This window comes from Collinsella aerofaciens (assembly GCF_040915425.1).
In the GTDB taxonomy this organism is placed as follows: domain Bacteria; phylum Actinomycetota; class Coriobacteriia; order Coriobacteriales; family Coriobacteriaceae; genus Collinsella; species Collinsella aerofaciens_BW.
This window is the reverse complement of record NZ_JBCPDN010000016.1, coordinates 1-9844: the sequence shown is the minus strand read 5'-3', so window position 1 is coordinate 9844 and position 9844 is coordinate 1. Positions and strand designations below refer to the sequence as shown.

9 protein-coding genes and 1 tRNA gene are annotated in these 9844 nt (G+C 60.2%); 2 read left to right on the top strand and 8 right to left on the bottom strand.

Annotated features, from left to right (window positions below):
- On the top strand, positions 1-217 hold a 217-nt coding region (locus tag AB5164_RS03605; RefSeq protein ID WP_368147805.1), incomplete at its 5' end, for a hypothetical protein.
- Between the two features lie 10 nt (positions 218-227).
- Positions 228-1166 (top strand): relaxase/mobilization nuclease domain-containing protein, encoded by a 939-nt coding sequence (locus tag AB5164_RS03600; protein ID WP_368143072.1) that lies wholly within the window; start codon positions 228-230, stop codon positions 1164-1166.
- 461 nt (positions 1167-1627) lie between these two features.
- Here AB5164_RS03600 and AB5164_RS03595 read toward each other — a convergent pair whose 3' ends face one another.
- The 8 genes from AB5164_RS03595 to AB5164_RS03560 form a co-directional block, all read right to left on the bottom strand.
- Positions 1628-4453, bottom strand: coding sequence for a DNA methyltransferase (locus AB5164_RS03595; RefSeq protein ID WP_368143073.1), 2826 nt, complete (start codon positions 4451-4453; stop codon positions 1628-1630).
- 363 nt (positions 4454-4816) lie between these two features.
- A tRNA-Arg gene (locus AB5164_RS03590) sits at positions 4817-4892 on the bottom strand.
- A gap of 302 nt (positions 4893-5194) precedes the next feature.
- The gene (locus AB5164_RS03585; RefSeq protein ID WP_006235193.1) at positions 5195-5593 is read right to left on the bottom strand and encodes a DUF956 family protein; all 399 of its coding nucleotides are present in this window, start codon (positions 5591-5593) and stop codon (positions 5195-5197) included.
- 120 nt (positions 5594-5713) lie between these two features.
- Complete coding sequence (locus AB5164_RS03580; RefSeq protein ID WP_055310058.1) at positions 5714-6634, bottom strand: PTS system mannose/fructose/sorbose family transporter subunit IID; 921 nt, start codon at positions 6632-6634, stop codon at positions 5714-5716.
- Between the two features lie 16 nt (positions 6635-6650).
- Positions 6651-7469: a PTS mannose/fructose/sorbose transporter subunit IIC gene (locus AB5164_RS03575; protein WP_006235195.1), complete on the bottom strand. Its 819-nt coding sequence runs from the start codon at positions 7467-7469 to the stop codon at positions 6651-6653.
- Between the two features lie 18 nt (positions 7470-7487).
- Positions 7488-8477 carry a PTS sugar transporter subunit IIB gene (locus AB5164_RS03570; RefSeq protein ID WP_368143298.1) on the bottom strand — a complete coding sequence of 330 codons (990 nt, stop codon included), beginning with the start codon at positions 8475-8477 and terminating at the stop codon, positions 7488-7490.
- Positions 8478-8815: 338 nt separating this feature from the next.
- A complete protein-coding gene (locus AB5164_RS03565) occupies positions 8816-9244 on the bottom strand; it encodes a hydrogenase maturation nickel metallochaperone HypA/HybF (protein ID WP_195521126.1) in 429 nt (142 codons plus the stop codon).
- A 190-nt stretch (positions 9245-9434) separates the two neighbouring features.
- Positions 9435-9844: 4Fe-4S binding protein (locus AB5164_RS03560; RefSeq protein ID WP_368147804.1), on the bottom strand; the 410-nt coding region annotated here is incomplete at its 5' end.

Sequence of the window (9844 nt, the reverse complement as noted above, 5' to 3'; positions counted from 1 at the left end):
CACCGACTGCACCAACACGCCCACAAGGGGGCACTTCGACCTCGGGACCCCCGAGCACGAGGCGGAGAACCGTCGCGCCTACCAGCGCCGCCTCGACGAGTCAGCTGCTGGGAAGATGCGCGAGGAGGCCTCGACCTGGTGCCCAAAGTGGCCCGAGCCGGAGAAGAAGAACGGGAGCAAGCCGGGCGGCAAATTCAGCGGGCTCTCGCTCGACTAGGGAGGCGACCATGACGGCGATAAAGCAGACGAGCGTCTGCAGCGAGAAGCACCTCGCGAGACTCAGGGATTACCTCTCCTGGGACCGCGACAAGGCGCTCGCCCACGGCACGCAGAACATCATCGACGATGACCGCTGGTTTCAGGAGATGGCAGACACGAGGGCGGCCATGGGCCACGACAGGCCCGGCAAGGCCGGTGCCAGGTGCACCTACATGCAGCACCAGATACTCGGGTTCCTCCCCGACGAGTGCGACCTCAACGGCGGGAAGATGACGCCGGAGATGTGCATGCGCTACGCGAGGGAGTACGCGGCCGAGCGCTACCCCAACCAGGAGGTCGTGATGGTGCTGCACCGCGAGCGCTGCCGCGCGGACGCCACCGACCGCTACGCCGTGCACCTTGGCATCAACCGCAGCGACCTTGAGACCGGGCGGAGGCTCGACGAGGGCCCCGCGCGAAAGGCGGCAAAGGCGCGGGTGAAGACCGTTCGTGCCCTGGACGAGCGATACGGCCTCAGGCAGCTTGAGCGTGGCAAGGCCAACTCGCGCGTCCACGCGAGGCAACCCGGCAGGGCCGAGTGCGACATGGCCCGAAAGGGGCAGGCCGAGCGCTCGGAGAACGCCCGCGTCCGCGTCGCGGTCGCCCGCCGGATCGAGGAGGTCGGGCGCACTTGCGACTGCCCTGACCGGATGGGCGAGCTTGAGCGGCGGCTCAGGCGGGACGGCATCGAGCTCGCCAAGTCCAAGGGCGGGAGCCTCCAGTACCGCTTCCCCTCGAAGTCGCTCGGGGCTGTGAGGAAGGTCAACGGCGGAAGGCTCGGTTTCGCCGTCGACCGCTCGACCGGCATCACCGTCCGCTTCACGCTGCGCGGGATAGCGACGGCGATGCGGGCGTTCTGGGAGCTTGAGCGAAAGGCGCTGGAGAATCAGAACGGGCGCGACGACTGAGCTCTTGGGGCCGGGACGCAACAGGCGTCCCGGCCCTTTCTTTTTGCCCTTCGGCGAGAGCGACCTCGGAGCGGTTCGCCGCCCCGCCGCAGGCGGGCAAGATGATTCCGTGCAACGGAATCCATATCTTGCCTGCACGGAGCGAGCCTGTTGCCGAGGCAACGCGAGCCCGGGCAGGTGAGCGACGGTTGAGCCGACGCCGAGGAGACGCGACCCATGGGGAGCGTCGTACGACGGCGCTCGGCGACCCGGCGCGAGAGGCCCCGCCCGGCGACCACGGCGGAGCGATGGCGACTTCTGGAAGCCATCGAGCGCAGCCGTTCGCCGGGTGGGGCCGGTGTGAGCGGAGGCGGACGAAACGCGACCCTGGGGAGCGTTGCCAGGGAGCCGCAGCGAGAGCGACGCCGCGCGTCGCGGGGGTCCCGCCCATAAGCGGGACCCATCGGCCGCAAGGCCGATTGCTACGCCCCGACCTTCTCGGCGTACAAGTTGAAGAGGTGGGCGACAATCTTCTCCTCGTCTCCGCCGAAATCAACGCCATAGGCGGCCTCAACGGCAGTGTCGAGCGCCTTGTGCGCCGCCATCAGCTCGGGGAAGAACGTCTCGTTCTTGGGATCGTACATGTCCGCGAGCGTCGCACCTTCTTGGGCATCCCGGGCGTCGAGCACGGCTTGAGCGCAACGCTCAACTTCCTCGCGTTGGGATTCCGTGGGCTCGGGCCAGACGAAGTTGTTGTAGTCAATACCAGCCGAGTACTGATAATCATCTTTCAGCCTTCCGGTCACGACCCTAACCCATGCATTATGAAATTGGGACTGCAACACCCCATATTGATAGAGAGTTGCATTTGGGATAAGACGAACTTTATTGCTACAAAAGACCTCAGCATCGACGAACCCCATTGGGATGTATCGCCTTCGGCTTGATGAAACCTCTGGTATCAAGATTGAATCTGTATCCGACAGGATTTCAGTTCCAAAATGGGCAGGGCACTCTGCAGCCTTAACGGTCTGACTTCTCTTGCTCTTGAGCCGATACCGGCGCACCGCTTCAACCCTTTCCCTGCATTTAGGCAGATTCTTTAGCTCATCCCAATTTGCGTTCCCAAGCCATAAACACCAACGGCTTTTGCCACGGATAAATTCTTGTGATCCAAGCCACTTGTGAAAGAATTTCTCTGCACCAGGTTCAATTTGCAAGAATTCGATTTTCTGCTCATCAGTGAAAAGGTAATTGCCGTCGTCTATAGGCTGGGAGCCTATTCCCATTTCTGGAACATCTGATAATGGCTTACTTCTGCTGTAGACAAAAACGTCCGGAGCGTCTTTAAGATAAGCATTGATTCGGGCCACGGAAATCTGCTCTTCGTCAGAATCGGGCGTTGCGTGATAGAAGAGCGTCTTGGCCCCAACCTCGCGCGAGAACCCGACGATGACGCAGAACACGTGTGCCTTGTCTGCCGCCTCGTTGTCCCAGCGGAAGGTGTTGTGCGCGAAGTCGATATGGATTCCCAGGTCGTACAGGGGTTTCCAGAGGTTGGCGACCTGCTCCCCCTGGCAGATGGAGTTGGTCGAGACCAGGGCGCAGCGCGTGCGCTTCCCTTGCGTGAACCTCGCGGCCTTCATGTACCAGGCCCCGCAGTAGTCGATGTTGCCCGCGTTCTTCGCGCCATCGAAGACCTCAAGGAGTTCGGCCTTCTGCTCCTTGGACTGGTTGCGGGCCCCGAGGAAGGGCGGGTTGCCCACGAGGTACGTGAGGTCATCGGGGAACACCTCGGACCAATCGGTCTTGAGGGCGTTGCCCTCATGGAGGTTGCTGAGGCTCCTGAGCGGCAGGAAGTCGAAGTCATAACCGACGTATATCTCCTGCGTCTTTCGGAGCATCTGCTCCTCGGTGATCCAAAGGGCGGTCTTGGCGACTGAGACGGCGAAGTCGTTTATCTCGATGCCGTACAGTTGATCGAGAGATACGCGGACTGGGCTGTCCTGTGCAATGACGAGGGATGTCTGACCCGCGTTGCCGGTCTCCTCGCTGAGCTCGTCCTCGATGATTCGGTTCTCGATGGTGCGCAGCTGCCTGTACGCCTCGGTAAGGAAGTTGCCCGAGCCGCACGCGGGGTCGCCGATGGTGATGGAGGCAACCTTGTCGTGCAGCCTCGCCAGGGCCTGCTTGCGTTTCGCCGCCGTCCTCTCGCCCTCGGCCTCGTGCAGTTCGTCCCACAGCTCGTCGAGGAAGAGCGGCCTGAGGCAGCGCTCGATGTTCTCCACGCTCGTGTAGTGCATGCCCCCGGCGTGGCGCGTCTCGGGGTTCAGCGTGCCCTCGAACACGCCGCCGAAGATTACGCCCGAGATCTCGCGCCAGTCGAAGTCCTGGGACGCGTCGGTGATGGCCTCGAGGATCTCCGGGGTCATCTGCGGGACGATGATGGAGGAGTCGGCGAACAGACCGCCGTTCACGTACGGGAAGGCCGCGAGGTCCTCGTCCATGTACTCGTCCCGCTTATCCAGGGGTGTGTCGATCGCCTCGAACAGGTCCACCAGCTTGCGGCGGAGCTTGGCAGGGTCACCCTCGCAGTACCTACCGAACGCCTGGTGCGATTGCAGGAGGTCGGCGTCCTCGGCGTAGAGCAGGAAGATGATTCGGGTGATGAGCACGTTGAGCGAGCGCTGCTCCTCCTGCGCGCGCTCGTCCTTCTCCTCGATGTGGTGGTACTGCTTGGCGAGGGCATCGTAGAGCCTGGAGACGTAGGCCCCGGCCTCGATGGAGAGCTGCTGCTCCTTGTGCAGGCGGCTCGTCTCGTTGGAGGTCAGGAAGGACAGGAGATACAGGCTGTCCTGGAGCTCTTCGAGGGAAAACTCCTGCACGGTGTCCTCGGGCCGCTCGTTGTCGAGGTCGTAGAGGCGGAAGGTCCCGAAGTTGCATGTCATCACCCAGCGGGGGCGCTCGGAGTACGGCAGGTGCCGCGCGTACCACATGGCCTGCTGGAGCGGCGTCTCCATGCCGCCGTTCCTGGGTTCGGGCTTATCGAGGTCGATGCCCCACGACTTCTGCTCGCAGAGGAAGTTGTGGTCAGAGACGAACACGTCGATGCGACGGCCTCTCACCTTCCGCTCGAAGTCAACGAAGCTGTCTATGGTGTTGGACGGGATGCCCAGGACGTTGATGAGCAGGTCGACCCAGAACTTTTGCGTGTCCTGCTGCTCGTTGTTGGAGCCCGCGGGGATGGCGGCAAGGCGCTTCTGCCACCGCTTGACGAACTCTTTTGCCTCTTTCTTGCTGGCAGGCATACCGGACCTCCTGCGTCGTTGTCACTTTCGGACAATTTTAAGGGGTAAAAGCCCTCTTCCAAGCGGAAGGGCGAGTTTTCGACGGTCCACGGTGTCGCAGGGTCCCAGGCGAAACCCGAAGACGTCGGGGGCTGTTGGAAACTCGCCCATCTCACAGCAACGTCACCCTAGGTTTTCAACGCTTTCCATGGCCGAAGGGCTTCTTATAAGCCCGTAGGCTGTGGGAAGGGTTGGAAACCGGACTTTGGGCATAGCCCTTCACAAAAAAACTTTCTACCCAAATTCTACCCAACTGACGTTAACGATGCCCTTATATAAGAAAGCAGGTCAGACGATTTATACCGTCTGACCTGCATTTACTTCTGGTGCCCCCGGGCGGATTCGAACCGTCGACACCCGCTTTAGGAGAGCGGTGCTCTATCCCCTGAGCTACGGAGGCATGTTGTACTAGTGTAGCAGATTTACGCCGTTGTAATACAGCGTATAGCCACTCTTCGAAGTTGCGGTGGAACAGCCCTCCGGAAAGTGTGTCCCACTATCCAGGCAAATTCTGGGTCAAACTTTCCCAATGGGACCTCGCTGGAAACTGTGTCCCAGAATTTCGGCTCGAAACGGGACACAGTTTCCCAAACGACCCCGTTCCGGAAACTACATCCCGGAATCGGCGCTCGAACTGGGATGCACTTTCCCGATCGAGCCCCATGGGAAACTGCGTCCCACTTGGGGGGCGCTCTTTAATGACTAGTTGCCTTTGTGGAAGAGGTTTTTGATAACGGAGGGGATGCTCTTGGCGCCCTTGGCCGTCACATCGATAAAATCGGGCGAACGCACAAGCTTATCCTCGTCGACGTACTTGCGGACCGCGCGCAACGTCTCTTTGTCGTCGCGCGTCGAAAACGTAAAGTGACCGTTGTCCTTGGTGAAGATGGCAAAACGCGTGATCTTCTTGGTGCCGCGCAAAACCTCGGCGGCAATATAGTCGACCTCATCCCACGGGATTTGAATATAATCCTCGGGATTGCGCTCGTTATAGTACTCAAACGCCTTATTGCCCACCATCACGTTACCGTGGCTGGTAAGCCCCATCAGGCAGGTTGCCGGCGTTGCCAAATCGACCGTGCTGTTCTGAGATTGCGCCATGCGCGCCTCGCCCTCCAAATAAAACAATCGGACCGCATCCAGTGTACCCACCGGGTGCGGTCCGTTTCAATGGCTCAAAAGCCCTTGTCTAGCTACTCTCGGTCTTAAGCCGAAGCGTGCTTACATGAAGCCGCAGAAGCGACCGATGATGCCGACGGCGAAGAGAGCCAGGATGATGACGATCGGGCTGACCTTCTTCTTGAGGAGCTTGCAGACCAGCAGGGTCAGGCACACGGCGGCAAGGCCGGGGATGAGCTGATCGAGGTTGGCCTGAAGCGTGGTGACCTTCATCTGATCAAGGGCGGTAGCACCGACGGAGTTGTACATCGTCAGCGCTTCCTTGATACCCTCGGAACCGGAGGGGAGGCTAGCCCAGTCGATAAAGGCGCCAGCAGACTGCTTGACCGTGGAGACGATCGGGGTGAAGGAAATGGACACCCAGCGCTCGACCAGGGCGCCGATGATGAACATACCCAGGATGGAAGCGCCCTCGGTGACCTTGCCCATCAGACCACCGGAGAGGTCCTTGGCGATGGAGGAGCCGACCTTGTAGCCAAACTCCTGCGTGTACCACAGGAAAGCGTAACGGATGATGTTCCACGCGAAGAAGAACAGCAGCGGACCGACGATGCTGCCGGACATGGCCAGGGAAGCGCCCAGAGCGCCCAGAATCGGGCGAAGGGTGAACCAGAAGACGGGGTCGCCGACGCCGGCGAGCGGGCCCATCATACCGACCTTGACGCCCTGAATGGCGACGTCGTCAATCGGGGCACCGTTGGCGCGCTCCTCCTCGAGAGCGAGGGTAACGCCAATGACGGGGGCGGAAACATAGGGGTGGGTGTTATAGAACTCCAGGTGGCGCTTAAGAGCGGCAATCTGGTCATCCTTGCTGGTGTAGAGCTTCTTGATCGCAGGGATCATTGCGAAGCACCAGCCGCCGTTCTGCATACGCTCGTAGTTCCACGAGCCCTGAAGGAACTGATGACGGAAGCAAACCTTCTTGCGGTCAGCCTTGGTGAGCTGAATCTTGTTCTCTGCCATATGTATCACTCCCCTCCTACTCGTAATCGTTCAGAATGTCGCCGAGCGGGTCGCCGGAGCCACCGCCCATGCCGCCACCCTGCTTGGCCAGATCCTTAAGGCCAAGGTAGATGAGGGCAAGGGAGATGCCGATGAGACCAAGGGCGATCAGCGTGAGCTGAGGGATGGCAGCAAGGACAAAGCCGAGGACGAAGAACGGCCAGGTCTCCTTGGTGGCCATCATGTTGATGACCATGGCGTAACCGACGGAAGCGACCATGCCGCCGCCGACAGCCATGCCGCCGGACAGCCAGTCGGGCATAGCGTTAAGCGCGTTGGTAACGGCCTCGGCCGGGATGACGCACAGAAGCACTGCCGGGATGGCGATACGAAGGCCCTGCATGAGGATGGCAGCATACTGCCAGCGCTCGATGCCGGAGAAGTCGCCCTTCTCGGCGCAACCGTCCATGGCGTGAGCGATAGCGGTAGCAATGGTACGGCAGATCATGGTCAGGAACAGACCAGCGACCGACAGCGGGACGGCGACGGCGATAGCGGTGGTAACGGCCTTGGCCGAATCGGTGGCGCCACCGTTGAGGGCGAGCACCATGATGATCGAAGAAGCGACCGAGGCCAGAGCGGCGTCAGGCGCGACAGCGGCGCCGACGTTAGCCCAGCCAAGGGCCATCATCTGGAGCGAACCGCCCAGGAGGATGCCCTCCTGAAGGTGACCGGTTACGAGACCGATAAGCGTGCATGCCACGAGCGGCTGATGGAACTGGAACTCATCCAGAATGCCTTCCATACCGGCAAGCAACGCGACAATCGCAACAAGCAGAATAGTGATTGCAGACATGTATCGGACCCTCCTTTACTATGCTTGAGCGGCCAGTTCGGCCTTAGCTTTCTTCAACATGGCGTCGAGATCCTCGGAGGAATCCGAAGGAACCTTGCGGACCTCGAACTTGACGCCCTTGGCCTTGAGGGCCTCGAGAGTCTTGACGTCGTCATCGCCCATAGCGACGGCGTTGGTGACGACGACCTTGCCCTTGGAGTGAGCCATGGAACCGATGTTGACTTCCTTGATGTCGACACCGGCCTCGATGGCCTTGAGCAGATCCTGCGGGTTCTCAAAGAGCAGCATGGCCTTGGTGTCACCAAAGCGCGTGTCCTTGACGACCTCGGCCATCTTCTTGATGGGAACGACGTTGGCATGGACTCCCGGAGGGGCAGCCTGCTCGATCATGGTCTTGCGGAGCTCGTCGTGAGCAACGCCGTCGGAAACCACGATGATGCGGTTGGGGTTGATCTGCTTGGTCCACGTGGTGGCCACCTGACCATGAAGCAGACGGGTGTCGATACGGACGTGGGCGATCTTGATGTGCCCATCGCCGATGACCGTTCCCGGAGGGATGGCGCCTGCAGGAGCAGCGGCGGCCACAGCCGGCTTCTTCTCCTCGGGCTCCAGAGACTCGGGCTTGACACGCACGCCAGCCTTAGCCTCAGTCACGAGATGTTTTGCGATCGCATGTGCAGTGTTCTTTGCGTCAAAGCGCTGCGAATATGCCTCGATGAGCATAGGCAGGTTGACACCGGTGACGATAGCCCAGGAATCGTGGCCCTCGATGAGCCCGCTGATCTGGTTGAACGGCGTGCCGCCCCACAGATCAACGAGGAAGAGCACCTGCTCCTGGTCTTCGAAGGAAGCGATTGCTTCCTCGACCTTGGCACGGAAGTCGTCGGGGCCCATGCTCGGCTCGAGCGAGACCACGGCAACAGACGGCTGATCGCCAAAGACCATCGAGCCCGTCTGCTTGATTCCAGCTGCCAAGTCCCCGTGGCTAGCAAGAACAATACTTACCATCACATAACCTCCTTTTTGTCTACGTATTTCCTACACGACATGAAAGGAGTATACCTGTTTGGATTGTGGAATTATAGCTGAATCCGCAAAAGGTTGGATTATTTGTTTAAACGTCTAAGTTTGTTACAAGTTGATTACGTTACTGCTTTTTGACTCATTACACGACAAGGCGTCGCTCATCAAGCCATGCCTTTTACAGATACAAGCAGGCTGTTCATTAATATCGATTTTAGGCAAGCGCGAATGCGCTTGTACTGCCGCCATTTTGTTTAAACAGACATGGCTTGACTAACCGAAGCAAATATGTTAGGAACTCTAGCCCATGTAGTCATTGGATATTAGGCGATATGGAGAGGGTTGGCGGCGTCGACGGCATCGGGGGCGTCGGAGAGGCCGTCAGGAGCAGCGTCTGCCGGGTCCTCGTCGGGGGTCTCGATCTGTTTGATCATTACCTCTTGACCCTGCAGCAAATAGGTCTCGCCGCTACCGCACTGGGGACAGGTCTTGCCGTGCTCGACCGTCGCGTAGTCGCAGCCGCACGCCTCGCAATGTGTCACGGCCTCGACGGGCTCCACGATAAGCTCCGCGCCCTCGGTGATAGGCTTTTTATCTGCTGCCCAGCGCCAAGCGTCGAGCAGCAAGTCGGGAACGACGCCCGAGACCTCGCCCAGTAGCAACGTCACGCTCGAAACGCGACGCACGCCATGAGCGCGCGCCACATTCTCGACATCGCGAATAATGTGATAGACGATTCCCAATTCATGCACTTTTTCTTCCGCCGTTCTAACGAACGGCGGTCGGCTTGACGCTGCGCGAGCCCCAGACGGGCGATCTGCCTTTCAATCGTCGGGCATGGGCAAAAGCCCTATGCCCTCCTCTTTCAAGGCACCTCGCCACGCCTGGGACTCGCTCGCTGTCCAACCGCTCTCTGCGCCGTTCTCCTGCTTGTTGCGTTTCTTACTTCTTCCCGAATTTGATCTTGATGGCGCGCTTGAGCGCATACTTGCCGAGGCTTGGGAGCTTTTGCTCGTATTTGACCATCGTGGAGCACTCGGGGCGATCGCGATCCAGGTGGATGGCATCGAACGCGCACTTGGTGGTGCACAGACCGCAGCCGATGCACTTGTTGGGGTCGACGATCGAAGCACCGCAGCCCAGGCAGCGGGCGGTTTCGGCGCGCACCTGCTCCTCGGTAAAGGTCTCGACGTACTCGCTAAACGGCGCGGCCTTCTCGCGCTCGCGGTTGACATGGGCGACCTCGCGGCTCGCGTTGTCGTAGCTCTCGAGCACAACGTCGTCGCGGTCGAGCGCGGTGTAGCGGCGCTGGTTGCGGCCGATGGTGAGCGTGGAGCCCGGCTGCACAAAGC

Coding starts and splice junctions, on each gene's coding strand:
- AB5164_RS03570 (WP_368143298.1), bottom strand. CDS start 8,477: ATGGTAAGTATTGTTCTTGCTAGCCACGGGGACTTGGCAGCTGGAATC.
- AB5164_RS03595 (WP_368143073.1), bottom strand. CDS start 4,453: ATGCCTGCCAGCAAGAAAGAGGCAAAAGAGTTCGTCAAGCGGTGGCAG.
- AB5164_RS03600 (WP_368143072.1), top strand. CDS start 228: ATGACGGCGATAAAGCAGACGAGCGTCTGCAGCGAGAAGCACCTCGCG.
- AB5164_RS03575 (WP_006235195.1), bottom strand. CDS start 7,469: ATGTCTGCAATCACTATTCTGCTTGTTGCGATTGTCGCGTTGCTTGCC.
- AB5164_RS03580 (WP_055310058.1), bottom strand. CDS start 6,634: ATGGCAGAGAACAAGATTCAGCTCACCAAGGCTGACCGCAAGAAGGTT.
- AB5164_RS03585 (WP_006235193.1), bottom strand. CDS start 5,593: ATGGCGCAATCTCAGAACAGCACGGTCGATTTGGCAACGCCGGCAACC.